This window comes from Sphingobacterium sp. HMA12, assembly GCF_002933815.1.
Classification (GTDB): Bacteria; Bacteroidota; Bacteroidia; order Sphingobacteriales; family Sphingobacteriaceae; genus Sphingobacterium.
On record NZ_BEYR01000001.1, the window covers coordinates 1,166,924 to 1,192,229 of the forward strand.

30 protein-coding genes and 2 pseudogenes are annotated in these 25,306 nt (G+C 34.9%); 14 read left to right on the forward strand and 18 right to left on the reverse strand.

The genetic code is table 11. The features are described from left to right. Window positions 1-22 precede the first annotated feature (22 nt). The 5 genes from HMAT_RS04950 to HMAT_RS04970 form a co-directional block, all read right to left on the reverse strand. Entirely contained in the window at window positions 23-1,063 is a 1,041-nt protein-coding gene (locus tag HMAT_RS04950) for a leucine-rich repeat domain-containing protein (protein ID WP_233789110.1), read from the reverse strand. 382 nt (window positions 1,064-1,445) lie between these two features. Continuing rightward, entirely contained in the window at window positions 1,446-1,574 is a 129-nt protein-coding gene (locus tag HMAT_RS27690; RefSeq protein WP_104383301.1) for a DUF4241 domain-containing protein, read from the reverse strand. 11 nt (window positions 1,575-1,585) lie between these two features. Continuing rightward, complete coding sequence (locus HMAT_RS04960; RefSeq protein WP_104381678.1) at window positions 1,586-2,014, reverse strand: hypothetical protein; 429 nt, start codon at window positions 2,012-2,014, stop codon at window positions 1,586-1,588. Between the two features lie 208 nt (window positions 2,015-2,222). After that, the gene (locus HMAT_RS26965; protein WP_158655623.1) at window positions 2,223-2,384 is read right to left on the reverse strand and encodes a hypothetical protein; all 162 of its coding nucleotides are present in this window, start codon (window positions 2,382-2,384) and stop codon (window positions 2,223-2,225) included. Between the two features lie 504 nt (window positions 2,385-2,888). Then, entirely contained in the window at window positions 2,889-3,278 is a 390-nt protein-coding gene (locus HMAT_RS04970; RefSeq protein ID WP_104381680.1) for a hypothetical protein, read from the reverse strand. Between the two features lie 147 nt (window positions 3,279-3,425). Here HMAT_RS04970 and HMAT_RS27205 point away from each other — a divergent pair, with 147 nt between their 5' ends. Then, on the forward strand, window positions 3,426-3,692 hold the full coding sequence (locus HMAT_RS27205) for a transposase (protein WP_199768545.1): 267 nt from the start codon (window positions 3,426-3,428) through the stop codon (window positions 3,690-3,692). Window positions 3,693-3,709: 17 nt separating this feature from the next. Next, window positions 3,710-4,510, forward strand: a pseudogene (locus tag HMAT_RS04975) (IS3 family transposase); the annotation flags it as partial. A gap of 43 nt (window positions 4,511-4,553) precedes the next feature. Here the strand turns inward: HMAT_RS04975 and HMAT_RS04980 are convergent. From HMAT_RS04980 to HMAT_RS27210, 6 genes are all read right to left on the reverse strand, one after another. Next, complete coding sequence (locus HMAT_RS04980; protein WP_104381682.1) at window positions 4,554-5,237, reverse strand: hypothetical protein; 684 nt, start codon at window positions 5,235-5,237, stop codon at window positions 4,554-4,556. A gap of 515 nt (window positions 5,238-5,752) precedes the next feature. Beyond that, complete coding sequence (locus HMAT_RS04985) at window positions 5,753-6,262, reverse strand: GtrA family protein (protein ID WP_104381683.1); 510 nt, start codon at window positions 6,260-6,262, stop codon at window positions 5,753-5,755. Window positions 6,263-6,896: 634 nt separating this feature from the next. Then, a complete protein-coding gene (locus tag HMAT_RS04990; protein WP_199768547.1) occupies window positions 6,897-7,175 on the reverse strand; it encodes a GNAT family N-acetyltransferase in 279 nt (92 codons plus the stop codon). Between the two features lie 216 nt (window positions 7,176-7,391). Beyond that, entirely contained in the window at window positions 7,392-7,649 is a 258-nt protein-coding gene (locus HMAT_RS04995) for a hypothetical protein (RefSeq protein WP_104381684.1), read from the reverse strand. 140 nt (window positions 7,650-7,789) lie between these two features. Next, window positions 7,790-8,182, reverse strand: a complete 393-nt coding sequence (locus HMAT_RS05000; protein WP_104381685.1) for a hypothetical protein — start codon at window positions 8,180-8,182, stop codon at window positions 7,790-7,792. A gap of 32 nt (window positions 8,183-8,214) precedes the next feature. Beyond that, window positions 8,215-8,523, reverse strand: a complete 309-nt coding sequence (locus HMAT_RS27210) for a hypothetical protein (protein ID WP_199768548.1) — start codon at window positions 8,521-8,523, stop codon at window positions 8,215-8,217. A gap of 492 nt (window positions 8,524-9,015) precedes the next feature. Between HMAT_RS27210 and HMAT_RS05010 the strand changes: the two genes are divergently transcribed. From HMAT_RS05010 to HMAT_RS05040, 8 genes are all read left to right on the forward strand, one after another. Next, a complete protein-coding gene (locus tag HMAT_RS05010; RefSeq protein ID WP_233789113.1) occupies window positions 9,016-9,555 on the forward strand; it encodes a hypothetical protein in 540 nt (179 codons plus the stop codon). 1 nt (window position 9,556) lies between these two features. After that, window positions 9,557-9,691 (forward strand): hypothetical protein, encoded by a 135-nt coding sequence (locus HMAT_RS27560; RefSeq protein ID WP_262508751.1) that lies wholly within the window; start codon window positions 9,557-9,559, stop codon window positions 9,689-9,691. 133 nt (window positions 9,692-9,824) lie between these two features. After that, a complete protein-coding gene (locus HMAT_RS05015) occupies window positions 9,825-10,475 on the forward strand; it encodes an HD domain-containing protein (protein WP_199768549.1) in 651 nt (216 codons plus the stop codon). A 353-nt stretch (window positions 10,476-10,828) separates the two neighbouring features. Further along, window positions 10,829-12,403, forward strand: coding sequence for a hypothetical protein (locus HMAT_RS05020; RefSeq protein WP_104381687.1), 1,575 nt, complete (start codon window positions 10,829-10,831; stop codon window positions 12,401-12,403). Continuing rightward, entirely contained in the window at window positions 12,390-12,869 is a 480-nt protein-coding gene (locus HMAT_RS05025; RefSeq protein ID WP_104381688.1) for a chlororespiratory reduction 6 domain-containing protein, read from the forward strand. The genes HMAT_RS05020 and HMAT_RS05025 overlap by 14 nt, the downstream gene beginning before the upstream one ends. Window positions 12,870-13,658: 789 nt before the next feature. Next, entirely contained in the window at window positions 13,659-13,895 is a 237-nt protein-coding gene (locus HMAT_RS27695) for a heavy metal-binding domain-containing protein (protein WP_104381689.1), read from the forward strand. Beyond that, on the forward strand, window positions 13,807-14,124 hold the full coding sequence (locus HMAT_RS05035) for a heavy metal-binding domain-containing protein (protein WP_104381690.1): 318 nt from the start codon (window positions 13,807-13,809) through the stop codon (window positions 14,122-14,124). Before HMAT_RS27695 ends, HMAT_RS05035 begins: the two co-directional genes overlap by 89 nt. 143 nt (window positions 14,125-14,267) lie before the next feature. Beyond that, the gene (locus HMAT_RS05040) at window positions 14,268-14,681 is read left to right on the forward strand and encodes a hypothetical protein (protein WP_104381691.1); all 414 of its coding nucleotides are present in this window, start codon (window positions 14,268-14,270) and stop codon (window positions 14,679-14,681) included. Here the strand turns inward: HMAT_RS05040 and HMAT_RS05045 are convergent. Both HMAT_RS05045 and HMAT_RS05050 read right to left on the reverse strand, forming a co-directional pair. After that, window positions 14,654-15,370 (reverse strand): LytTR family DNA-binding domain-containing protein, encoded by a 717-nt coding sequence (locus tag HMAT_RS05045; RefSeq protein WP_158655626.1) that lies wholly within the window; start codon window positions 15,368-15,370, stop codon window positions 14,654-14,656. The genes HMAT_RS05040 and HMAT_RS05045 overlap by 28 nt on opposite strands. Window position 15,371: 1 nt before the next feature. Further along, window positions 15,372-16,379, reverse strand: a complete 1,008-nt coding sequence (locus HMAT_RS05050) for a sensor histidine kinase (RefSeq protein WP_104381693.1) — start codon at window positions 16,377-16,379, stop codon at window positions 15,372-15,374. A gap of 168 nt (window positions 16,380-16,547) precedes the next feature. Here HMAT_RS05050 and HMAT_RS05055 point away from each other — a divergent pair, with 168 nt between their 5' ends. Beyond that, entirely contained in the window at window positions 16,548-18,980 is a 2,433-nt protein-coding gene (locus HMAT_RS05055) for an outer membrane beta-barrel family protein (RefSeq protein ID WP_104381694.1), read from the forward strand. Between the two features lie 215 nt (window positions 18,981-19,195). Further along, entirely contained in the window at window positions 19,196-19,846 is a 651-nt protein-coding gene (locus HMAT_RS05060) for an HD domain-containing protein (protein WP_199768550.1), read from the forward strand. 9 nt (window positions 19,847-19,855) lie between these two features. Here the strand turns inward: HMAT_RS05060 and HMAT_RS05065 are convergent, their stop codons facing one another. Beyond that, the gene (locus HMAT_RS05065; protein WP_104381696.1) at window positions 19,856-20,587 is read right to left on the reverse strand and encodes an MBL fold metallo-hydrolase; all 732 of its coding nucleotides are present in this window, start codon (window positions 20,585-20,587) and stop codon (window positions 19,856-19,858) included. A 299-nt stretch (window positions 20,588-20,886) separates the two neighbouring features. Between HMAT_RS05065 and HMAT_RS05070 the strand changes: the two genes are divergently transcribed. Beyond that, on the forward strand, window positions 20,887-21,075 hold the full coding sequence (locus HMAT_RS05070; protein WP_158655627.1) for a heavy metal-binding domain-containing protein: 189 nt from the start codon (window positions 20,887-20,889) through the stop codon (window positions 21,073-21,075). 81 nt (window positions 21,076-21,156) lie between these two features. Further along, window positions 21,157-21,492 (forward strand): annotated as a pseudogene (locus HMAT_RS05075) (transposase); the annotation flags it as partial. 53 nt (window positions 21,493-21,545) lie between these two features. Here the strand turns inward: HMAT_RS05075 and HMAT_RS05080 are convergent. The 4 genes from HMAT_RS05080 to HMAT_RS05095 form a co-directional block, all read right to left on the reverse strand. Next, a complete protein-coding gene (locus tag HMAT_RS05080; RefSeq protein ID WP_233789114.1) occupies window positions 21,546-22,955 on the reverse strand; it encodes a leucine-rich repeat domain-containing protein in 1,410 nt (469 codons plus the stop codon). A 13-nt stretch (window positions 22,956-22,968) separates the two neighbouring features. Further along, entirely contained in the window at window positions 22,969-23,748 is a 780-nt protein-coding gene (locus HMAT_RS05085) for a DUF4241 domain-containing protein (protein ID WP_104381699.1), read from the reverse strand. Window positions 23,749-23,772: 24 nt separating this feature from the next. Next, window positions 23,773-24,321 (reverse strand): hypothetical protein, encoded by a 549-nt coding sequence (locus HMAT_RS05090; protein WP_233789115.1) that lies wholly within the window; start codon window positions 24,319-24,321, stop codon window positions 23,773-23,775. A gap of 356 nt (window positions 24,322-24,677) precedes the next feature. After that, on the reverse strand, window positions 24,678-25,067 hold the full coding sequence (locus HMAT_RS05095) for a hypothetical protein (RefSeq protein ID WP_104381700.1): 390 nt from the start codon (window positions 25,065-25,067) through the stop codon (window positions 24,678-24,680). Window positions 25,068-25,306 lie beyond the last annotated feature (239 nt).

The following is a 25,306-nucleotide window of genomic DNA, read 5'->3' on the forward strand; positions in this document are numbered from 1 at the left end:
ACACACTTAGTGGGACAGTCCCTCACTTTTGGAGCTCAAGCAATTTTTCATTTCTCGTCTGGTAATTAATTTCACAATTTGGTAGCCATTTTTTTAAGTTGTCCTTGTCCTTCTGTGTTAAGTAATCGTCATCTATCCGTATTGACTTCAAATTTTTCAACTGGGATATTTTTGGTGAAATATATTTTATGGGGTTGTTCCAAATTTCAAGCTTTTCTAAATTTTTAAGATCAGAAATATTATCAGGTATGCGTTCTATTTCGTTGTCAAATAGCAAAAGTTCTTTTAAATTTCCTAGAAATATTGTTTCTGTTGAAATGTTTTTGATCTTGTTGTTATATAAATAGAGTATTTCAAGCTTCCTTAGTCTACCATCGATAAATGAAAGATCCGAAAGCTGGTTGTCATTTAATGATAGCCAAGTTAGCTTTGGTATCGTCTTAATTAGTTCCGGGAAAAGTGTCAGTTCATTCCCTGACAAGTCAAAATGTTCCAAACTATCCAATTGAGAAAGATCGCAGTCGACTTGTTTAATCCCTGTCTTTGCAAATGAAACACTTTTAAGGTATTTTATTTGTGTTATTTTGCAAGGAAATTTATTGATCGGATTATCAGCCATAATCAAGTCTTCAAGGGATTTAATCCGGAAAATTTGTTCTGGAACTTCTTTGAACATATTACCTGACAATATCACCTTATAAAGGTTAAATTTTTCAAGACCGTTAGGAAGCGATGTCAAACTATTCGAGTTAAGCCATAGATACTGGCCCCTGCTGTCTGTTTGTATTACAGGATTTATAGTTTTATAAGCGCTTGTCTTCTTCCTTGATGCTATTTCATTGCACAAAGAAGTCATTACATCCTTAACCGTCGATACTTCGCCGCCTGTATTAAAGAGCCACGTTTCTATTCTACTATCACAAACAATACAGTCTATTCCAAAGTTGGGTTCCCAATTGATACGAGTGTCATCGAATTCAGGATTGTTGGCATAAGCACACCGAATAGTATTTGGAATATCTTCCATTTTTGTCGAAGTGATCAGGACTCCATCATCAGGCATAACAATTGTCTTTTTCCAAAACTTTGTTTTAGGCAATTCGGGATAACCTGCTATTCCAAAAATAATCCCTGCCTGACTTTTAAAGTTTTTCGGAAAAATGATATAATTGTGTTCTTGCCATGTCATATAGGTCACAAAGACGGAAGATATATACAGGATTGTAAAAATGGATTGCAATGCCCAAAAGGATTTCCTATCTCTCAAAAATCTTTTAATTCCATAATCAATTAGGTATAGCATCAATCCGACTCCAACAAAGATCAATGCTAAAATAATGAGGTAACCATATGTGAACACTACAATCAGCAATCCGAGTAGGATTGTCAATAAACCTAGTATCTTCAAAGGTGAACTTATGAGTCGTTTCATTATTGTCTTCTTTTTAATACTCTCCAACATTTCGCCACAGTACAATATCAAAGTCAGTCAACAGCTGACAGATCTTACCGTCACTGTCTCGTCCGATGTAAGTAGCATAAAAACCATCTCCATACCCCGTGGAGAAAAAGATTGGCTTTTAAGCTATCTTTCGACATAGATAAATTCAACTTTATAGTTATCCGCTAGACACTCGAAAGTCTCATCCTTAAAAAAGAAAATGTAGTGTCTTTTGTTGTCTAAATCATCACTTAACTGTACAATCGGTTCAGGCAATTTCCTATCTAAGCCGCTAATTATTTCGTAGAATTCTCCCCATTCAAGTTGCTTCCAATTTATCCGATATTGTCCATAATAGTATCCCTCGTCATTGCAAGAGTTTAATGAATACTTGTAGGAATTTTCAAATGTAATACGTGCTTTGTCGCCCTCGACAAAGCGATCGAACATATAGTGATTAAGATAAATCTCCATTATCAAATTTTTACCTACAATTTGTAGATTTACTTCCGGTGATACAGGGTGTGCATTCCAGTTGTTTGATAGCTGGATAAAATCAATAACTTTTGCCATATTGTCTTTAGATATAATTATATTGTCAGGAAATTGTACACCTTCACTTCGATCAATGATCTATTTTCAATGTATCATTCAATATTTCTAAGATTTTTCCTGTACCGATCACACGGGGGCCTTCCCGAAATTCAAATAACATACCTTCGGCAAGTCTTCCTCTAAAATATATGACACCCGCTAATCGAATCGCCGCTTTAACTTCCTCTCAGGGATACACTGTATCTTTATCGATAAATGTTTGTTCACCTGATGTTTGCATTTCATCAAAATCAAATTTGATCTGTGGTCTATATTTAGAGAAAGCAGGCGTCTTTCTTCCACCTTCTTGTGTAGTTCTGTATTGCAGCAGCGCTATGAAATCAGACATATACTAAGACTTTTTCTAAAATTAATCAATTTATCGCAGTGATGAGTCATCATCGGAATTATACTTCCTATGATGTACACCCAATGCGACTCCAAATACAACAAGTGAGCAACACATAGTGATGATATTCTCACGCCCATTTAGTAATGTGAATTTAGATAGAGGATGTGCGTGCACATAATCTGCTATTGGCCATACTACTAAAGATAACCCAATTATAATCACTATTGAAAACCAAAACTTTGGAAAAGTCATAGCAAATTCAGATCCTGTTTAAAATTCTCAAAGTCAAATGTTGTTAGGTCTGCTTCATATATACCGCTAAAAGCCCCGCCCTGTACTGAGATTTTAGTTTTTAACCAATTCTTATCCCAGTTGCTAGTCGCATCAATAACTAACAATCCGATTACTGTAATTGAAATTGATTGGCCCCCCTGAGTGCAATCCAATCGTAAAATCGTCAAGCTCGTCCATTTGCAATTGTTAAATTATATTATCTATACATTATATTGACTCAGGTTTATTCCATTGTGGGATACCGATAAACATTTCATTTATAAATTGCTCAGTATATCGCTGCATCCCAGCTTCCTCCTTATCAAAGTAAGTCTTTATTTTTGAACAAACTTTAGGGTTGTAGCAAAGTTTGACCCGGAGGTGTTCAACCCATTCCGCCCGGATTACAATCGTAATTAACCTTTTTGTGTCTCGGGCCAACCCAATTACCGTAATATCTTCGGTCATCCCGGCAAACCAATCGATAATATACACCTTGGTACCGGGGCTAAACTGTTTTGTACCGATACGAGTTTGTAGTTTCCCTTCACCATACTTGATGTTCTCTTTGATGTTAGCTACCAATGTCCATAGTGGTGTAGTTTCTAAATGATCCATATCGGTTCTAATCTAAGCTTGCATTTTTAATGCTTCCATTTATTGTTCAGTAATATTCGTAATAATTGCTTTGAAAATATTGCTCCCTTGGTAGACTTACCTGTTTTTCAGACAAATTAAAAATGTTAAATTAGTTTGTTATATATTATGAAAAAGAGCAAGTTTTCAGAACATCAAATCGTCAATATTCTCAAGGAATATGAGTCAGGAAAGGCCACAAAGGATATCTGCAGAGAGCATGGGATCTCCGCTGCTACGTTCTACCAATGGAAGCAAAAATACGGAGGTATGGATGCTCAACACCTTAAGGAACTAAAAGCACTCCAAGAAGAAAATGCTCGTTTAAAACGGATGTTTGCTGACTTAAGTCTTGATCACCGTGTCTTAAAAGATATCATTGAAAAAAAGCTCTAAAGCTTTGTGAACGTAAAGAGCTGGTGAACGGCGTTATAGATGAGCAAGGGATCAGTATTCATAGAGCCTGTAAGATTGTATGTATGAGTCGAAGTATGTACTACTATGACCACAAAAAGGATGATCAAATCGTTATTACAAAATTAATGGATCTAGCATCCAGATATCCTACAAGAGGATTTGAAGCCTATTTTGGAAAAATACGGCTGGAAGGTCTGTTGTGGAACAGAAAAAGGGTGCTTCGTGTCTATCGGAATATCAACTTAAAACTTAGAGTAAAACGCAAACGTCGCATTCCGTCTCGAATTAAAGAAAAGTTAGCGGTTCCGGGCGCAGTTAATGAAACCTGGTCAATTGATTTTATGAGCGACTCTTTAGCTAATGGGCGTAGATTCAGAGTGCTGAATGTCATTGATGATTATAATCGGGAGTCATTGATAAATGAAGCTTTCTATTCCATACCCGGCGTTAGATTGGTGCAGAAATTAAAAGAGCTATTGTTATTTAGACCCAAGCCCAAACGCATACGAACGGATAATGGTCCAGAGTTTTTGTCTAAGGTATTTATTGAGTTTTGTCACGATAACGGGATTGAGTTACAGTATATCCAGCCAGGAAAGCCTGCGCAAAATGCTTATATCGAACGATTGAATCGGACGTTTAGGGAAGACGTATTAGACGCATACTTGTTTGGTTCACTGACAGAAGTCAATGCGTTAGCTTATGAGTGGCAGGTTGACTATAATAGTAATCATCCACATAAATCACTAAACGGATTAAGTCCGTGGTTATATGTTAAGAATCCATTGGTTTCTTAAAGCATATTTTATATTTATTCACTGTTTAAAAAATGGTAAGTCTTCACCTTTTTAAAGAGAAATTGTCTATTATTAATAGATTTATGTCATCTACTATTTTGTTGAGCCGTTTGACCTGACCTGACTTATGTTGAGGTTCAATTTCTTCATTATTTGTTATTTTATCAATCACAAGCTGTCGAAGCCCCTGGATATATAACTGTTTTTGTTTTTTGATATCGTATATTTTTTGATTCTCACTTTTGTCTTTCGGCATGAGGTAGATCGCGTATTCTACTTCAGCAAGCAGCCTTTTCTGTTGATGTCTAAAATATGTACCTCCTTGTTCAATAGAAGCAAATAATTCATTTATTTTTGAAAATAGCTGAAATAATCTTTTGCGCTGTGTTGCATATTTCTGTTCACCATTTACCTGCATTAAGAAATAGGAATAGAGCATATAATAGTGATCCTTTCCAGCCTCACTATTGAACTCGATATCCTGCAGCAGGTGATAGCTCAATGTGGGATTAATTGTTTCATCAAATACAAATTCAGGACGAACTCTTAAGATATTGTCAAAATAGTCCCGACTGTAAATTAGAGAGTCTTTCGTCTGAAAATGCAATACAATTAATGAATCTGTCGCTGCTAGTTTTGTGATAACTTTCGCCAATGACGAGTTCTTATATCCCAACAAAAGTAATATAACAATACAGATTTGGAATATTTTTACAATTAATTTCATGATATGGCTTTACTGGCTACTGAATTTACAAAACGGGACTCAAAAGACAAAATATTTAACTCAATAACGATAATTTCTATATCTATTTTGTATCTTGATGGAGTATGGTTAATCTAGATTTAAGAAGGGTATTAATTTAATAGAAGACTTTAAAAGCCAGTTTTCTCCCGAGATTAATGAATTTGAACAAAAGAGCCGCCGAAATCGTTGGGACATATCAATAGATTCGATTATCGGTTTCTTGGTGCGGGCTGACGTTTAGAGCAAGAAGGTAGTGTATGTGAATGAAGAAGCAATCTGGGAATTTGTTAAAGCGAGAGCAAAAAGTAAAAAGGTGCCATAAGTTAAATTTTATCGAATACTCTGAAAAATCAATTCATATATTTGCATACTCCTGTCCCTAAAGGAGTTATTTGTCAAAAGTAAAGCGCTAGGCACCGAAGTCATCTTCGGTGCCGTCCTTTTAAATGGATATTATTTATTAAAACTTTATTGAATTTTCGCTTGATCTTAATTTACATTTTCTTTTTAAATGAAAAGACCTGCTGCAAAACATAACTGAAAATAGAAACTAAAATAGTTGTTAGTAACGCCGAGGGGGTCGGATAAAAGTGAAGCTCTTCTACAAAAAATTTGATGAAAATATAATTCAAGAGTATACACAATAGTACGACAAGAAAATACCTAAATAAGTGTATCCTCCTTTTTCTGTTTGCCTGTTGACTGAATACAACATACATATTCAAATAAAAGCCCAAAGGAAAGGTGATCAGAAAAGCGACGATAAAAGCTCCAATATGGGGTGTTACCGCTAATGTTTCAGTTATTTGTATAATTTTCTTTTTAAAAATAAAATTATACGAAATGAAATAGATGAAGATGTTCAGGACAGCCACTCCTCCTCCACAAGATGCATATCTAAATGTCTTGATCGGTAGAAAGCGAAAAAATATATTATGGATATAATCCAATAAATTTATTATTAGATTTTTGGTAGTTAAATGAAGTTTTCTTAGCAAAATCATAAATTGTCCTTCGGTGTGTCTATCACTAAAACAGGTGCAATACTAACATTTTATTTTTACAATTCCCCTCTCTGATGGCAATGCAATTGCAGCGTGCGATGCTGAAACTTACAATAGCCAAATTAAATTGGAGTAAATTGAAATGATCTTTACTATAGTAAGGCATGGGCGGTTTTTGATTATCCGATCTATTGGTCAGATCCAGTTCCCGTCAATTCGGATATTCCTGTCCACGTAAACCATGGTGGAACGATTGACTATTGCGAATGTTGGATAAAACATGACCCCGTTCTTACAATAGAAAAAGTAGAGAGGTAGATATAATTACATTTGGAACTGTTTCTTAAAGTGAAGAAGCTTTGCGGAGTTCGATTGGACTCCGTTCTTTTTTTAATTAATATTTTTATGCGTCTCTTGAGAGTTATGGTGGTTTATTCAAGAAAAAAAATATTAGGCGTAGGTTCAAGTAAGGAAAAGAAGATAGATGTACGAATAAGGATTTGCCATCTTTATGTGCCGATGGTCGTTTTCTTTGGGATCTTTATTATAGATAACGGTAACTGAGTTATCATTACCGCCCTTTAGAGAGAGAAAAGAGGACGAAAGAAAGGAGTTGATTGATTTCTTCATTAATCTAATGATCAGCACCAGAATAGATCCACATCGGCTCTGTTTGACCGGCTCGTTCAAAGCCGTTCTTTTTATAAAAGTCGATAGCTTTACCGTCAGCAGTAAGCATCTGCATATGAAAACTCTTATAAATCTCTTGCATTTTATCCATGATTAAGCGACCAACCCCTTTGCCTTGATAGGAGGGTAGCACCAGTAGATGCGGATAATATACCACCAGATATCCATCGGAAATGGCATTCCCTAGGCCCACTAATGTTGTACCATCCCATGCAGTAACCAAAGAATGCGAATTTAAGAGTGCTTTCATCAGTAATTCTGGCTTTTCGGCTGCACTCCATTTATTAGCTTATATAGTTGTAGAATATCATCTGCATTCAAATCTCTATTAACACTAAGGGTTATGTTCATATATTATTCTGTAGTTTTGGTATGTATACTTAAGTAAATGTTCGTTGTAAATATGCGAACATGTGAAAATCGAAGTTTATGCTTAATATTACTCGTAAACTTTAGCTCCCTTGAAAATATCAGCAAACGTTGACCATGCAGCTTTTCCAGCATCTACATTTGCGCCTGTATTATCATAATACCCTTGGATATCTTCTGTATATGTCGCCAAAGCTTCCAAAAAATAAGGTAAGGTTTTGTTTTCCCAAGTTTCAGGATGTTGGAGCAAATCCTGACGTAGGAGATCAAGAAATTTAATAAAACTCGTTCTGTCTGTCACTTTCAATGCGTAAAGTTGATTAACCATATAATTTTTACCTTATTGTCTATAACTTGTCTGTTTTACTCCACAACACGAGCAAGATAATTGTGCATATAGCAATTACATTTTTCATGATTTAATGGTTGCAAAATGAATATTTGTTATCAAAGCAATAAAATGCATTATTACTCAATTAGTAACACTTTTCTATCCTTTTCTCTTCCCCAGGATACCTGCCACATTCTACCGTCTATTTGATCGAGAAGAATAAAATTGAAGATATTAGTAGTAGAATAAAGAAAAAATCTACCATTTTTTTCTTCTTCTTTACTTGCTAAGGGCATGGCTGACAATGTCATAACAGCTTTATTTTTATTTACCTTATCAGTCTCAATCTGCCACATTTGTCCGTTTCTTGTATTCAATTTGATGAATGTAAACATATTTTGTGTAGGGAAAAGCTTGTAGACCGCAGTACTATCCGTAGAATTAATTTGAATAGGTGCGATGGATGTATTTTGAGCAAAAGATGTTGCTACAAACATTAAAAAGAATGGTATGACTAATTTTAATTTCATTATGTTTTTAATTTGCAGAGTGAGTTATCAACCTATAAATGGAGCAGTTGCTCTTGTATATTCTCTTTATTTAAACCTAGATTTTCAAAAACTAATTTTGTTTCCCGTATATACGTGGCAAGTCCCTCATCGAAAAACTGATTTATCCCTGGAACAGCTTTTCTAGCATCTAGATTTGCACCTGTACTATCATAATACCGTTGGATATCTTCTGTATATGTCGCCAAAGTTTCCAGAAAGTCGGGTAAGGTTTTGTTTTCCCAAGTTTCAAGATGTTGGAGCAAATCCTGGCGCAACAAATCAAGAAATTTGATGAAGCTCTGTCTGTCTCTTACTTTCAATTCGTACGTGCATTTAATTAATCAGCTAATTAAAGCTGAGTTTAAAATAGTGATTCATTTAGAAAAATAAAAATCAATCTAAAGATATATGCTTTAAATATTTTTTCACGTCAGAGATTTCGATAACTGTCATTTGAGCAAGAAACCGTCATACGGGAACTAGCATTATTTATGTAACAATCTGGTTAATTAAACTTCAGTTTTATTAACTTTCGATAGATAATATTTATCTTTAAACAGAAGCTATTTATCCTATACAGTGAATTTTAGTTTCACCATTAACCAATGACTTAATTTATGCGTATTATACAACAACTTAGAATTTATTCACACGAGAAATTTGAAAGTCTAGTTTTTATAGGTGCTTTCTTGGCTCTACTTCTTCACGCTATAAGTTTTATGTTTTTTAATCAATACACAGCTTTGCTCTATGGGTTGTTTTCTGGATTAGTATTGGTTCTTTTTTTTGAAAATTGGCGGACTGAATATCTCATGAGCAAATATGTAAAGGCGTTTTTAACATTTTTGGTAGTGCTAGAATTTGCTTTTATGCTATATGATCAAGTCCATCTGAAAGATGATTGGTACTTTCTACCATGGGCGGCTCTGTTAGGTGGAGTTGTGATGGTAGTCAGTAGTATCTTAATCGTATTCAAAAAAATCACTATCCGAGATACATTTTTGAAATTCTTTTATGTAAGTGTTATTTTTCTCTTTTCAACAGTCTATTCCTATGGACTCTTATCCTTTATAAATATTTTTAACGCGCGGCAATTCGTTACATGGGAGCGTGCTAAGGTGGATTTACCATCCTGGGTAATTACTTTCGGAGGAAATTACAACGATGCTGTATTTGAGAACAAAGAATGGGGAAATCGGATGATGAATCTATTTTTTATGAAATGGAAAGGTGATTTTCCGCATCCACCAATGACTGCCGAAGTAAAAGTTTCTAAAGGCAACCTGGGAAAAGATTATATGCTCAAAACGTATGATGAAGATGAAAAAAACGACGCAAGGCAAATCGACTAATATGAACAAGTTTATTTATCTTGACAACAACCTATCCACTCCAATGGATGCTATGGGCTTAGCCGAAATGATGCCCTATCTGACAGATAAGTATGGTAACGCAGTAAGTAGTCACAACACACCCTGCTGTTGCTAGGCAAACCTGTTTATTCGTCGTGATGAATTGTATGTTCATCGAAAAACAGTATCGTTCACGCGTAGAAAATAGTAGATTAGCCATGCTATTTAACCGATAGATATCAAAATAGACTTACGTATTATATATGACTATGATGACTGATCAATTAAAGTTACAACATTTGGCTGCGATAATGGATGTGCTGCAGCTGGCTGAAAAATTAAAGTTCGAACTACGGCATAGCTGGTTGTCCAATGGACGTCAGGAGAGTGTTGCCGAGCATACCTGGCGCATGTCGCTCATGGCGATATTGATTGAGCCGCTTTTGGATCAGAAGGTAGATTTAGCCCGTCTGTTAAAAATGATCATTATCCATGACCTTGTTGAAGCAGAAGCGGGAGACGTCTCCGTATTGGATCAGATCCGCAATCCGGAGATCAGAAAGATCAAACAGCAAAATGAAGAACAGGCCATTCTCAAGATCAGGCAGATGCTGGCAACAAGCAACGGACAAGAGATCTATGATCTTTTCTATGAATTTGAAGAGAAGAAAACCTTTGAAGCCAAGGTCGCCAATGCCATTGACAAGTTAGAGGTACAGCTACAGCACAATCATGCTGATATCTCTACCTGGGAAGAAGTTGAGTATGATCTTTCTTTTGTAATCGGCAAACATGTCCAATTTGACCAGACCTTTGTCCTGTTAAAGGATTTAATCGAACAGCAGGCTTCGCAGAAATTGGAAGAGGCCGGGTTGAATGTTTCGGAGATTCGCGAGCGGGCGATCTCGACTTTTAGCTAGGGGAGGGATCAGTAGGTAGGGTTATTTTTGATATCAATATGCTTATACGGTTTCCCGTAACCAACCTTTTTTATAAACCACTAGCTTAGCCTTACAAAGTGTGTAATAATCTTGAAAGTTAATATCTGTAAACATATTAATTCAGAATAAATAATGTATATTAGGTTTGGGTATTAACCTTGCCCGAATGAAAAGTAGCATGCCATGATAGTAAACACGAACAATTCCATCGAAGGGAGGGAGATTTCACGATATTGTAGTCCAATAGCTGCCAATGTAGTTATCAGCATAAAACTAAAACCTTCGATAACAGCATTAAGAAAACTATAAACATAACTTATTAAAGAATAGTAATGCGCGTAATATCACCACATTGTGAAATAAAAAAAGAGATTTATAATAAGGTTATATATCAGAATTGGCCCAGGGATGTTTTTAGAGAAATGACAGATTTAGATAGTATTAAAAAATTCTATAATGACTGTTATGATACTTTAAAATTAGAATTAGAAATTGAATTAAATAAATTTCATCCTACCGCGTGGATTCGAGAGGCATATATACAACTTGAACTTTGGACCGTGATACATTACAATGATCCAATTGAAAATGTCGTAGGGGATAAGAAATTTGCTCCCATAGGTCGTTATGGTTGGCGGTTTATTATAGATATTTGTTTAGAAAAGCTAGAAGATAATGCAATTTACGGCCAAGATAGACCTCCAATAGAAAGTGTAAATGTTGTGTTCACAATTTTACTTGCAATGGGCCAATGTTCAGAATACTCAAACTATTTACATTTTTTAAAGAGTAGAATTACGTCAATTAGAATTGTTTTTTCTCCAGATTTATTAATAAAATCCCCTGAATTTGATTCAATACTCAACAAACTATTTGATGATATTACAAAATCAATACTTTCAAATACTGACTGGGACAAATACGCTCGCTTTGCCCCCAATAATGAGATCTTGACGAGTATGGTGGACTCATTTTTATTAAAGAATTTTTCAATTTCTATTGAAGAAATTCAAAATATAGTAATCGCTATTTCTAATAAAATTTCCAACAATATTCAAGCATCAGTTATAATTCAGCCCCTAGATGATTTCATTCGACTAGTTTCTGATGTTTCAAATGTAACAATTGATAAAATTGAATCATTGATAGAAATTAGCTTTTTGAATATTAAAAATGAAAATCATACTAATCGAGATTTTTTAAGAAAAAATCAACAGGTTAGAATGTTGTATAATGCCGGGGTTATAGTGGATTTAGAATCAAATTTTGAAACAATTTATGATTGTAGAAATGCTCAGAAGGAATTTGTTACATCTTCTAAGAAACATGTTATTATTAGTGCGAGAATGTATGCAGAATGGCTTGATATTTTTGTGATCAAGATTGTCTTGGGGCAAAGAAGTGATTTGAAGACCAAAATGCAATTAGCGCAAGATATAATAGATATCGAAGCTTTTTATAGGATTAAAGTATTTGAGAAAGAGGTGAGTAATATGCTTTTAGGGTATGATTTTCACTGCTTAAATGTTTCAAAATTTGATGGTAGAGACATTAATTGTGGTGAAATAGATATTCTTGCTTACAAACCAGAAACAAATGAAATGTTTGTTGTAGAATGTAAGGCTTACGCACCAATTGTGGACGCAAGAGGATTAGCACAAGTATGGAAAGATCATTACCAACAGAAAAGGTATCATAATAAATTTATGAGAAAAATAGAGTGGGTTGAGAACAATAGAAACATCGTAAAAGAAATTTTCATAAATGTCTGCGATGTTTCTAATGACTACAAGGTAGATCCATTTTTTATAACAGCGTCAAATAGTGCTTTGGAGTTTATTGAAAATCAGTACAATATAATGACTTTTTATGAATTTGATAATTTTTTAAAATATGGAAAACAATAATTACGACCTTATTAATTTGGTTATTTCAAAGACAGATATAGACGCATTTTATCACAATGATGTATTAAGTACTTTAGAGCAAATGCATGAAACGCCAACAAAATTTTTCAATAAATTGGTTCTCACAATTCATGGCTATGATGATGATGATAGAGAAATTTATGAAATTCCAGAGATAAGGATGTTTCTCGAATTTCTCGATCGCTCATTTCCTTACTGGTTTTATTATTTAAATACCGATTTGCCAAAACAACACTCCTCACATGGTATTCTAGCAAGCTGTATTTGTACGATAGACAATATTGTACCAATGGAGGCAGGAAAAACCATTGAATTCAATTTAATATCATTGGAAACTTTTATATTAAATCATTTTAGATATATGAATGAAATAATGGAAAAGGAAGGTTTTACTGAGAAGCAAATAAGGGATTTAAGCGATAGAGTCCTATCAAAATTGGTGTAATGTATACTTAGAGAGTGATGTTATGGTAGACTTGCTGCCCCACCCCGCAAAACAGGACTTTTTAAAGAAGTGAATTCGGACGTGAATGGTATCAGTTGGGCTACTTTCTACAATTGAAAGAAGAAATATGACGGGTCTGGTGTAGCCGAACTGTGCAAGCTTTGTCAGCTGGATGAAGGAAATGTGCAACTGAAAAAACTTGTGACCAACCTGAGTGTGGACAAATAGATGCATTAAGATGTGTTTAAAAAAAGTATTGAGCGCCTCCCAGCGTCGGAAAATAGTTAAGGGGATGATTTGCGACTAAAGGTTTACTTAAATAGAGCGCGCCAGGTTCCACTTTTGAAGAGATCCATGTGTTATTACAAAAGTTATAAGCGCTTAGATACATCCCTACACTTAAGAATACTAGATATCGCGGAGACTCGAGTTCATTTCGACGCCACTTTCGACGGAAAAAAACGACGCTTAACTATAGCGAATAATTAAAGTCGTCAATTTATAGTAATCTATATGGGACAAAGTATTAGAGACTATCAGGTTATCGAAGATTTAGAATACACCTTTAGGCCCTATAGCTGTTTAGGGGATATTACAATTTAACGCCTGAAATGTTTATTGAAAAGCAGGTCAAAACAGCCGATTTTTCCACTTTCGAATATTTCTAAAAATGGGTACTTACAATTTTGTAATAATCTGAATCGTTAATATTGACAAACATTTTAATTCAGAATAAATAATTATATTAGGCTTGGGTATTAACCTTACCCGATTGAAAAGTAGCATGCCATGATAGTAACCACGACCAATTCCATCGAAGGGAGGGAGATTTCACGATATTATGATCCAATAGCTGCCAATGTAGTTATCGGCACCAATATCTTTAGCGATATAGGAGCGAGCTATGTAGATTTCTTTGGTGGTCGCTCCACCAGCTATGAGAAGAAGATGCACGAAATGTATAGGCGCGTTACCGAAACGCTCAAGCAACGTGCTCAAGCAACGTGCTCAGGCACTTCGTGCTGATGCTATTATTGGGCTTAGCGTGGATATCGACGAAATCTCAGGAAAGGGGAGTCAAATGTTTATGATTACGGCCGTGGGTACACCAGTACATCTTAAAGAAGTTGCTCGCGTTCCGATCGAGAAGCAGGATGATCTATTGGATGGCGAACTGATTCAGCAAAAGGTCCGAGCAGATATTATCCTAGAAAATTATAAGTCGGTAGAAACTATCAGGTCTAAGGAAATTTGAGCCACTTGTGTTCAAAGCAATGAATGAGGATTACGGTATAGAACAAACTCCAAAAGATAAACTGGAAATGATATTCCGCTATTTTGATTACTTACCGCTTGAGGAAGCCATTGCTATTCTTTATAACGCTTTAATAGAAAGCAATGACAACCTTACAAGTAAAACGTATCAATGCTATTATCACTTCATTCAATTTTATAGATTACTCAAGAGCTATTAACCTTTTACAAAGTAATGTACATGCAAGACGTATAGCCCTGAAAATATTCTCTTTAGACAAAGATTGGTATTCAAAAGAAGAAATAGCTATTTTGAAAAGCTTAGAAGGGAATGCTTTAGCAAAGCTCTTCCCTGAAATTGTAAAAGTTGAGGAATCGAAGGGGATGTTTTCGAGTGGAAAAGAAGTGTGGCGATGTGAATGTGGTCATACAAATAACCTCGATAACTCAAACTGTAGCTCAAGCACACGAGATAAGAGAGGTTTTGGGAAGAAAAGCTTGAAATCGGAAGAGGTGCAGGAGATAATTATTCATAAGACCTTTAATTTCCATAGTTGAAAAAATTCTTTTTTATAGGAAGAACCGATAGGTATTACCTCATTGGAGATCTTAACAGAATCCTTTTCAACAGATATGATCCGATCAATTGAAACAATATAAGATCTATGTATTCGACAAAATTTATGAGACGGTAAAGTGGTTATAAAATCCTTTAGATTCAAGTATGTAATAATGGACTGTGTGGTTGTATAGACACATATATAATTGTTTAAGCCTTTTATATACAATATATCTTGTAATTTTACCTTGAAATATTTCTGTTTAGAGTCTCCTTTAATCAATATGTAATCTTTTAGAGATTCGGTTTCCAGGTTTGAACCAATCTGTAAAAGATGGTAGAATTTAGCTATTGATTTTTCGAAGCGTTCAAAAGTTATCGGTTTTAATAAAAAATCAATAACGTCGTTTTCATATCCATCGATAGCATATTGAGAATAGGCTGTAGTGAAGATAAATTTGCATTTATGTTTACATAATTTTAAAAATTGTAAACCGTTCATGTCAGGCATTTGTATATCAAGAAAAATCAGGTCTATTTTTGAACTTTCAATAATTCTTAAAGCTTCATATACATCGCTGCCATAATATGCCAATGAAAAATTTGGGAATTGGAGTAAGTGATTTCTTAAAATGTCTATAGCAAACATTTGATCATCTATTATTATGCACTGAATACTATTTTTCATGTTATAAAAACATTTTGAGGTGAACTGAATAAAGATCATTCTCAGCGGAAATCTGAAGAATATGCTTGTCAGGTAATAGGAGTGCTAATCTACGTTTCACATTAGCTAATCCAATGCCGCCAGTAGGGTCTTTTAAATTTTGATTAATATAGTTTTCAATCTCAAATTCTATCTTATTTTTCAGTGCGGTTATTTTGATCTTAAGAGGAAATCTGGGGTCATCAACAATTCCATGTTTAAAAGCGTTTTCAATAAAAGTAACTAAAACCATTGTAGGAACCATTATATTATCATTATCTATTGCCCTAATAAAGTTATAATGTATTCCTTGATCAAACTGAGTTGATTGTAAGTCTATATAGTCTTGAACGAATTCGATTTCCTCATTTAAAGGAGAGGTCTGAACCTCGGACTTCGTTAAAGTATATCGCATTGTACTTGCCAACTTTGATATGGAATTGGTTAGCGTTGGCGAAAGGGGTAAGGAAATAGAATACATATAATTAAGTACATTGTACAGAAAATGTGGGTTAATTTGAGATTTTAGTAGATTTAGCTCCGCTTCATGTACTGAAACTTTTAATTCACTATTACGTTTTTCTATCGTAAAAGTTCTAAAAATGAGAAATGTAATGAAACCAATGAAAAAGCTTGGCAGCGAGTAATAGAAGTTATCATATACAAAAAATAGGGGATCTAAATTCTGGCTTTTGGGAAAGCCTAAAAAGCTTACAAAGATTTCCTCTTCCATCACATATTTAATTAGCACACATATCAGATTTAAGCCTATTATCTGAATAGCTATTAGCCCCCATAGTTTTCTTTCCCAATTTTTCGGAAAAATATACGTTGCAGTCAACAATATTATAATCAATAAAATAATTTGAGATTCTACTATTAAAGTTATGCCTATCAAAGAAGCCTTATTAAATACAAGAGCGCCAAATAGCAGATACACGAATGACAAGACCCAGACTAATAATATTATTTCATATTTTTTTCGACTCATAATTACAGACGTTGTTTCATAAATTAATAGCGGTAAGCATATGGAAGATATCGTTTTTAAAGTTAATAGGAAAAATATAATTCAATTAACGATTTGCGTAAAATATAGCTATGTTAACGTAAAAGATTTTAATCCTAGGCATGGCCGGAGCTAATTTTAAAATAAAAAATGGCTATCAGATTTATCTTTCCTTCTTTACTGCTTGTTTTATCTATTGTTTTCTTGTCAGTAAGCTCCTTTTCGCAGCAACGGATGTCTAAAAAAACAGAAAAGGTAATATACGGACAAATAGAGGATTCAACATCTCACCGACCTCTACAGTTTTCAAATGTAACAGTTTCTCATAAAGGGAATCGTTTAATTTCTTTAGTGGCCGATAAAAATGGTAAGTTTCAATTTAGATTAGATTCACTCGAGTACGTCGATGTAAAAATTAGTTTAGTTGGTTATAAGGATAAATATTTGGAAAATATAAAAACACCAAATGATAGCATTGAACTGAATTTAGGTACGATATATCTTGAAAAAGGAAATGTGTTGGAAACAGTTTTGGTGACGAAAAGCGTTCCAGTAATTGAGAACAAATTAGATAAAATGATTTATCATATCTCAAACGACCCTTCTTTATTGGGCACGACAGGTGAGGATGTTTTTAGAAAATTACCAATGGTTTCACTTGGTTATGATGGAAAAGTTGCACTTCGGGGTAATCAACACGTGAAGATTCTTATTGATGGTAAACCATCAGGAATTATGAGTGGAAATATAGCTGATGCCCTACGAATGATACCGTCTAGTCAGATTAAATCAGTTGAAATTATGACCAATCCTTCATTGAAATACGATGTTGAAGGGGGAGGAGGAATAATTAACATCATTACAAACCGGTTAACGGTACAAGGATTAAATGGCGGCGTGGGCGCAACATTTGGAACACGACAAAGCAATCAGAGCAGTAATTTAGCAGGACGAATAGGTCGTTTTGGAATTACTGGGAGTATCGGTAATTCATGGAGTTATCCAATTGCAAGTGTTATTACGACGGAGAATTTAACAGCCCACGGAGAACCAATATTTTCTCAAAAAAATGATAGTAGAAATCGAAGAAATGGAACTCAGTTCGCTGTTGCTATGGATTATTCTTTGGATTCACTTCAAATGTTTGTTGCGAATGTAAATTTTAATAATCTAGTTATTATGACAAACAACAACATTCATAGCCACTATGCAGAAAATGAATTTGTCGGAGCTGTAGATAATAAACAACCTATAGGCAATTTTGATTTTAGTACAGATTATATTAGAAAGTTCGGATCTAGTGGTAAAGAAATGACCTTGTCATTTCAATATTTAAAAGGTAAGAACGACTTAAAGTACCATTCCAATTATGACAATCACATAGAATCTGGCAGAAATCTTGGCAACAATCATGAATATACAGCTCAATTAGACTTTAAATATCCCATTAGCTCACTTTCGCTAGATTTTGGTGCAAAAATAGTAGATCGAAATATTAATTCAGTCGTTAACATTGATACATCGGGCACAGATGGAAGTATTCAGCATGATAGTAACCGAAGTTACTCGTTTAAATATCATCAAAATTTCATAGCAGGATATGCTATAGCTGGAATGCCTATTGGTGAATCATTTAATATTAATGGTGGAGTAAGATGGGAAAAGACTATTTTGAAAGGGGATGAAACCAGTAGCTCATCTGATTTTTCCAACAAATCAGATAACCTATTTCCCAACATAGCTTTTTCTTATTCATATTCGAAGAATTCAACTTTTAAAATTCTATATGGAAAAAGAATTCAGCGACCAAGCTTATACTATCTAAACCCTTTCAGGAATAATACTGATAGAACAAGTCAGATCCAGGGCAATCCAAGACTTAAATCAGAAATTATCAATAATATTGAGATTGGTGGTGATTTTAACTTCTTTAAGAGTACTGGACAAATTAATGTTTCTCTTTATTATAAGAGTACAAACAATATAATTGAGCCAGTAGCACAGCAGATTATTGAAAATGGTAATATAGTCATGTTGCAAACATTTGAAAATATTGGAAGGAACAAAAGTTTTGGAACCAATTTTTATGGATCCTTAAAATTTCTCAAACGGTTTAATTTAAAAGCTAATCTGGATGTTTATACATATTCAAATTCTCCATATAAAGATTTTTCTAATTCCATAAAAGAACCGAATAAAACCTCTATAATGTATAAGACCTTTGTAGGGATGGATGTAAATTTAGGGAAAGGCTATACCTTTGATTCATATCTATTTTATGATTCACCTCAAATAACATTTCAGGGAGAGTTTGCCGCATTCAACTTATTGAATATCTCATTCAAGAAAAAGATTTTGAAAGATGCAGCAGTTGTTGGGATTTCAATTGTTGATCCTTTTAATAATATTAAGAACTTAGGAAATTATTCAGCCTCACCAAATTTTATTCAAACGGGGTATTTTTCCATACCCTTCCGCTCTTTTGGGCTTTCGCTCTCCTGGCAATTTGGTAAAAATAAATCCAATGCCTATCAATCCAAAGAGAAGCAAATAAGAAATGATGATCAAAAAATATCAACATAGTCTATTTGAGAAAATGATGCCCTAGATGACAGATAAGTATGGTAACGCAGTAAGTAGTCACACCACACCCTGCTGTTGCTAGGCAAACCTGTTTATTCGTCGTGATGAATTGTATGTTCATCGAAAAACAGTATCGTTCATGCGTCGAATTTAGTAGATTAGTCGTGCTATTTAACCGATAGATATCAAAATAGAATAACGTATTATATATTACTATGATGAGTGATCAAATTAAGCTACAACAATTGGCTGCGATAATGGATGTGCTGCAGCTGGCTGAGAAACTAAAGTTCGAACTACGGCATAGCTGGTTGTCCAATGGGCGACAGGAGAGTGTTGCCGAGCATACCTGGCGTATGTCGCTGATGGCTATATTGATTGAGCCGCTTTTGGATCAGAAGGTAGATTTAGCCCGTCTGTTAAAAATGATCATTATTCATGATCTTGTTGAAGCCGAAGCGGGAGACGTGTCCGTATTAGATCAGATCCGCAATCCGGAGATCAGAAAGATCAAACAGCAAAATGAAGAACAGGCCATTCTCAAGATCAGGCAGATGCTGGCAACAAGTAACGGACAAGAGATCTATGATCTTTTCTATGAATTTGAAGAGAAGAAAACCTTTGAAGCCAAGGTCGCCAATGCCATTGACAAGTTAGAGGTACAGCTACAGCACAATCATGCCGATATCTCTACCTGGGAAGAAGTTGAGTATGATCTTTCTTTTGTAATTGGCAAACACGTCCAATTTGACCAGACCTTAGTCCTGTTAAAGGATTTAATCGAGCAGCAGGCCTCGCAGAAATTGGAAGAGGCAGGGTTGAATGTCTTGGAGATTCGCGAGCGCGCAATCTCAACTTTTAGCTAGGGGAGGAGCTTACCTGTCATAGAGGGTAATTATTTTATTTTCAATATCATGATAAAGAAGGATTTTCCATTGTCCTTCTTTTGCTCTTTTCTTCCAAATGATTCGTTCTTCCATCGCTTTTTTGCCATCATAATCAGTTTTAAATGCTATTTGATAGTTTAAATATCCCATTTGAGGAAGATTGTCCGCACCATAAAAAACTGTCCCTCCATTATCTTTAATCCAAAAAACCTGATGATAAGGGGTATGTCCGCCGGTGACTTCGAAATCAATCTTTGAAGTAATACTTCCTTTATCAGAATCCATCCAGATAATATTGGCATTTTCAACAATGAACTTCAAAACATCCAAATCAAAAGAAGGGCTTCCATCTTTTGAAAGTGCAAAATCATATTCACGCTTTTGTATATAGACTTCAGCATTTGGAAAATTAAGCGTCCAATCATTTTTCGCTCTATTCACAAGTCCGTTAATGTGGTCTTTGTGCAGATGAGAAAGCATAGCTAGCTTAACATCTTCTGGTTGAAATCCTGCTTTTATAATGTTAGTATGAATTTTTGGAATTCCGTTTTCCGTCCAGCCTAATCCTGCATCTAGCAATACTAGATTACCAGCTGTTTCAATAAGGAAAGGCTGCACAGCAATTTTTAAATTTTTATCGTTTTCAGTATCTTCCAGATAGGTGAAATTTTTATTCTTATCGACACTGAAATCACCGTCTTTTAGAGGATATATTTTCATGTTTACTATTATATTAATTTCACTTTTTCTTCTGATTGATAATACGTAGAATAACAAAACTACGCATCCAAAAGCAAAATACTATATCCGTGTTTTTGCGGATATCAATATAAGGAAAATCTCCATTTTATAGAATTACTTACGGTTTCCCGTAACCAACTTTTTTTATAAACCACTAGCTTAGCCTTACAAAGTGTGTAATAGTCTAGCTAGTTAATATTGACAAACATATTCAGTCAGCATAAATAATGTATATTAGGCTTGGGTATTCACCTTGCCCAATTGAAATGTATAAAGCCATGATAGTAAACACGACCAATTCCAGTTTCCCAATAGCAGCCAATGTTGTCATCGGCAACAATATCTTTAGCGATATAGGAGCGAGCTATGTAGATTTCTTTGGAGGTCGCTCTACCAGCTATGAGAAGAAGATGCAGGAGATGTACAAGCGTGTTACCGAAACGCTCAAGCAGCGTGTACAGGCTTAGTGTAGATATCGACGAAATCTCAGGAGAGGGGAGTCAGATGTTTATGATTACTGCGGTGGGTACACCAGTAAACAGGCTGCACAAGCCGCACTGGCAGATTTTGCCGATAGATCGGAATCCAAGTATCCTTATGCAGTAAGATCATGGAAGGAGAACTGGGACGAACTGACCGTCTTTTACGACTTTCCACTTGAGATCCGAAGAATAATCTATACGACCAATATCATCGAAAACATGAATGGGAAGATTCGTAAATACACAAAGAATAAACTGTCATTCCCCAGTGATGATGCCGTACTAAAATCTGTATATTTGTCTTTGAGAGAAATCTCTAAAAAGTGGACTATGCCTATTCATAATTGGGGCATTATCCTAAATCAGTTCCTAACTTTATTTGAAAAAAGAGTCCAGTTATAAGGAACATAACTGAACTCCGCATTTTCTATTTACACACTTAGTGGGACAGTCCCTCACTTTTGGAGCTCAAGCAATTTTTCATTTCTCGTCTGGTAATTAATTTCACAATTTGGTAGCCATTTTTTTAAGTTGTCCTTGTCCGTCTGTGTTAAGTAATCGTCATCTATCCGTATTGACTTCAAATTTTTCAACTGGGATATTTTTGGTGAAATATATTTTATGGGGTTGTTCCAAATTTCAAGCTTTTCTAAATTTTTAAGATCAGAAATATTATCAGGTATGCGTTCTATTTCGTTGTCAAATAGCAAAAGTTCTTTTAAATTTCCTAGAAATATTGTTTCTGTTGAAATGTTTTTGATCTTGTTGGTATATAAATAGAGTATTTCAAGCTTCCTTAGTCTACCATCGATAAATGAAAGATCCGAAAGCTGGTTGTCATTTAATGATAGCCAAGTTAGCTTTGGTATCGTCTTAATTAGTTCTGGGAAAAGTGTCAGTTCATTCCCTGACAAGTCAAAATGTTCCAAACTATCCAATTGAGAAAGATCGCAGTCGACTTGTTTAATCCCTGTCTTTGCAAATGAAACACTTTTAAGGTATTTTATTTGTGTTATTTTGCAAGGAAATTTATTGATCGGATTATCAGCCATAATCAAGTCTTCAAGGGATTTAATCCGGAAAATTTGTTCTGGAACTTCTTTGAACATATTACCTGACAATATCACCTTATAAAGGTTAAATTTTTCAAGACCGTTAGGAAGCGATGTCAAACTATTCGAGTTAAGCCATAGATACGGCCCCCTGCTGTCTGTTTGTATCGCAGAACTTATACTTTTGTAAGCGCTTGTCTTTTTCCTTGATGCTATTTCATTGCACAAAGAAGTCATAATATCCTTAACCGCTGATCCTTCGCCGCCTGTTTGAAAGAGCCAAGTTTCTATTCTACTATCACAAACAATACAGTCTATTCCAAAGTTAGGATCCCAATTGATACTGGTGTTATCGAATTCGGGACTGTCGGCATAAGCATAACGGATAGTATTTGGAATATCTTCCATTTTTGTCGAAGTGATCAGGACTCCATCATCAGGCATAACAATTGTTTTTTTCCAAAACTTTGTTTTGGGCAGCTCGGGATAACCTGCTATTCCAAAAATAATCCCTGCCTGACCTTTAAAGTTTTTCGGAAAAATGATATAATTGTGTTCTTGCCATTTCATATAGGTCACAAAGACAGAAGATATATACAGGATTGTAAAAATGGATTGCAATGCCCAAAAGGATTTCCTATCTCTCAAAAATCTTTTAATTCCATAATCAATTAGGTATAGCATCAATCCGACTCCAACAAAGATCAATGCTAAAACAATGAGGTAACCATATGTGAAAACTACAATCAGCAATCCGAGTAGGATTGTCAATAAACCTAGTATTTTCAAAGGTGAACTTATGAGTCGTTTCATTATTGGCATCTTTTTAATACTCCCCAACATTCCGCCACAGTACAATATCAAAGTCAGTCAACAGCTGACAGATCTTACTGTCACTGTCTCTTCCGATGTAAGTAGCATAAAAACCATCTCCATACCCCGTGGAGAAAAAGACGGCATTTTGGTTTTGAAAATCGTAATTTAAATAATCCTTGAATTTTTCGGAGAATATTGTCTCCCAGTTTTTATCGAGAATATCATTTAAGCTATTCCTTGCTACTTGATCGACGAAAAGACCTATTCCTGCATCTACTCCATAGCCATATATTTCTTTGGATTTGATGGGAATTGGAGCCTGTCCAGGTAATAACGCAAGCTCCCATTTACAGATAGGCTTATCTGAGAACTTTATTCGTGCAAAGGCGATCCTTCTATCCTTATTAGCGTTGATATTTGCCATTGCCAATTCCACCTGAAACCCACCAACAGGAAACTTTTCATTAAAAGCTATCGCATCGCTTAGCATAACGGGGTCGGTAGCGATAATCTGGCCTGACGATACCTTTAGATTTCCTACAGCTATCTTATCAAAAGTAATTTCCGCGCCGAATTGTGTTACTTTTGTTCCCTTCGCGAAACTGCCTTCAAACAGCTGTGGGAATGTCAGCGATGTATCCTTAATGGTTATTTTCGGTATGGTATCTGTCAGATCGAACTCTTCTGTTGGTACAATGATATCGTTATTTTTACTTGGAACTTTGTTTTTCGAAGTACATGAAAATAGCATCACGGCCATTATACATATCGTTATTGTTCTTTTGTGCATATGGAATAATTCTCTTTGTCCAATTCATGACTCTACAGGATGACCAATCTCCTTAAAGAACTTTCGAAGCATTTCATATATGCTGCAATCAGCGATAACCTGATTGCAGCTATCTATAGCCATAGCTTCGCAACTTAAACAAACATTCAAAACAGAAACAATTTTTCCTGAGCTTTTATAGAATACGATAGCATCCCTGTAAATAGGGCCACACATCCAATTGGACACATCAGTTGTTTTTGTAAGCAAAATATTCTTTAGTAGACTGATTGACTCATTACCATACTGAAAACTATTGGTTCTTTGACTAGAAAAATGAAATAGACCTGTATCATCAATTAAGTACTGTGTTACACTTAATAGCGCCTCCAGTTCGCTCAGGCGAATTTCTTCGGTTTCGGTCAGATTATTGCGTTTCTCCTTTCTCACTTTTAACTTGTTACGTTCTGGTTTAAGCACTTGAATAGCAGCTTCATATTCATCTCCTCTTTGAAGAGAGTAGGTTTCAACGTAGTCAAATGCTAAGCTCTTAATATAATGAGAAGATGTGATTGAATTCGTGATACTTTTCATTGTTAAAAGTGAGCGGTTATTTCTCTAAATATTAAAAATAAAAGTATAAAAAAGGGCTATTAATTGCTAATAAAAATGTGATTAAGCGAGATCAATTAGAATTTTGGAAAATCCTAAACGTCCTGTTTAAAATTCTCAAAGTCAAATGTTGTTAGGTCTGCGTCATATATACCGCTAAAAACCCCGGCCTATACTGAGATTTTAGTTCTTAACCAATTCTTATCCCAGTTGCTAGTCTCATCAATAACTAATAATCCAATTACTGTAATTGAAATTGATTGCCCCCCTGAGTGCAATCCAATCGTAAAATCATCAAGCTCGTCCATTTGCGACTGTTAAATTATATTATCCATACATTACTTTGACTCCGATTCATTCCATTGTGGGATACCGATAAACATTTCATTTATAAATTGCTCAGTATATCGCTGCATCCCAGCTTCCTCCTTATCAAAGTAAGCCTTTATTTTTGAACAAACTTTAGGGTTGTAGCAAAGTTTGACCCGGAGGTGTTCAACCCATTCCGCCCGGATTACAATCGTAATTAACCTTTTTGTGTCTCGGGCCAACCCAATTACCGTAATATCTTCGGTCATCCCTGCAAACCAATCGATAATATATACTTTGGCTCCAGGACTAAACTGTTTCGTACCGATACGGGGTTGTCGTTTCCCTTCACCATAGCTAATTTCCCGTTTTATGTTAGCTACTAATGTCCATAATGGTGCAGGCTCTAAATGATTCATATCGATGCTAATTAATCCAAAGAGTTGATTGAATTTGCTTTTACGTTACCTTTGGACATATATAAATTAACCTTATAGTTATCTCAAATGTGATTGGATAGTCCCTTTATTATTAAATTTTTGAATATTTATGATGTGACCGATTTTCTCAAGCGGCAGATAAAAGTTGTTGGCCTTCTTTGGTTTCTGTTCTCATATATGACTGTTGTACTATATTATACTAAATTTGTTTCAGGCTA

Bases quoted from the DNA above. Each gene is read 5' to 3' on its own strand.
- HMAT_RS04950 (WP_233789110.1), bottom strand. From the start codon at position 1,063: ATGCCTGATGATGGAGTCCTGATCACTTCGACAAAAATGGAAGATATT.
- HMAT_RS04960 (WP_104381678.1), bottom strand. From the start codon at position 2,014: ATGGCAAAAGTTATTGATTTTATCCAGCTATCAAACAACTGGAATGCA.
- HMAT_RS26965 (WP_158655623.1), bottom strand. From the start codon at position 2,384: ATGTCTGATTTCATAGCGCTGCTGCAATACAGAACTACACAAGAAGGT.
- HMAT_RS04970 (WP_104381680.1), bottom strand. From the start codon at position 3,278: ATGGATCATTTAGAAACTACACCACTATGGACATTGGTAGCTAACATC.
- HMAT_RS27205 (WP_199768545.1), top strand. From the start codon at position 3,426: ATGAAAAAGAGCAAGTTTTCAGAACATCAAATCGTCAATATTCTCAAG.
- HMAT_RS04980 (WP_104381682.1), bottom strand. From the start codon at position 5,237: ATGAAATTAATTGTAAAAATATTCCAAATCTGTATTGTTATATTACTT.
- HMAT_RS04985 (WP_104381683.1), bottom strand. From the start codon at position 6,262: ATGATTTTGCTAAGAAAACTTCATTTAACTACCAAAAATCTAATAATA.
- HMAT_RS04995 (WP_104381684.1), bottom strand. From the start codon at position 7,649: ATGGTTAATCAACTTTACGCATTGAAAGTGACAGACAGAACGAGTTTT.
- HMAT_RS05000 (WP_104381685.1), bottom strand. From the start codon at position 8,182: ATGAAATTAAAATTAGTCATACCATTCTTTTTAATGTTTGTAGCAACA.
- HMAT_RS05010 (WP_233789113.1), top strand. From the start codon at position 9,016: ATGAGCAAATATGTAAAGGCGTTTTTAACATTTTTGGTAGTGCTAGAA.
- HMAT_RS27560 (WP_262508751.1), top strand. From the start codon at position 9,557: ATGAACAAGTTTATTTATCTTGACAACAACCTATCCACTCCAATGGAT.
- HMAT_RS05015 (WP_199768549.1), top strand. From the start codon at position 9,825: ATGATGACTGATCAATTAAAGTTACAACATTTGGCTGCGATAATGGAT.
- HMAT_RS05020 (WP_104381687.1), top strand. From the start codon at position 10,829: ATGCGCGTAATATCACCACATTGTGAAATAAAAAAAGAGATTTATAAT.
- HMAT_RS05025 (WP_104381688.1), top strand. From the start codon at position 12,390: ATGGAAAACAATAATTACGACCTTATTAATTTGGTTATTTCAAAGACA.
- HMAT_RS27695 (WP_104381689.1), top strand. From the start codon at position 13,659: ATGATAGTAACCACGACCAATTCCATCGAAGGGAGGGAGATTTCACGA.
- HMAT_RS05035 (WP_104381690.1), top strand. From the start codon at position 13,807: ATGAGAAGAAGATGCACGAAATGTATAGGCGCGTTACCGAAACGCTCA.
- HMAT_RS05040 (WP_104381691.1), top strand. From the start codon at position 14,268: ATGACAACCTTACAAGTAAAACGTATCAATGCTATTATCACTTCATTC.
- HMAT_RS05045 (WP_158655626.1), bottom strand. From the start codon at position 15,370: ATGAAAAATAGTATTCAGTGCATAATAATAGATGATCAAATGTTTGCT.
- HMAT_RS05050 (WP_104381693.1), bottom strand. From the start codon at position 16,379: ATGAGTCGAAAAAAATATGAAATAATATTATTAGTCTGGGTCTTGTCA.
- HMAT_RS05055 (WP_104381694.1), top strand. From the start codon at position 16,548: ATGGCTATCAGATTTATCTTTCCTTCTTTACTGCTTGTTTTATCTATT.
- HMAT_RS05060 (WP_199768550.1), top strand. From the start codon at position 19,196: ATGATGAGTGATCAAATTAAGCTACAACAATTGGCTGCGATAATGGAT.
- HMAT_RS05065 (WP_104381696.1), bottom strand. From the start codon at position 20,587: ATGAAAATATATCCTCTAAAAGACGGTGATTTCAGTGTCGATAAGAAT.
- HMAT_RS05070 (WP_158655627.1), top strand. From the start codon at position 20,887: ATGATAGTAAACACGACCAATTCCAGTTTCCCAATAGCAGCCAATGTT.
- HMAT_RS05080 (WP_233789114.1), bottom strand. From the start codon at position 22,955: ATGAAACGACTCATAAGTTCACCTTTGAAAATACTAGGTTTATTGACA.
- HMAT_RS05085 (WP_104381699.1), bottom strand. From the start codon at position 23,748: ATGCACAAAAGAACAATAACGATATGTATAATGGCCGTGATGCTATTT.
- HMAT_RS05090 (WP_233789115.1), bottom strand. From the start codon at position 24,321: ATGAAAAGTATCACGAATTCAATCACATCTTCTCATTATATTAAGAGC.
- HMAT_RS05095 (WP_104381700.1), bottom strand. From the start codon at position 25,067: ATGAATCATTTAGAGCCTGCACCATTATGGACATTAGTAGCTAACATA.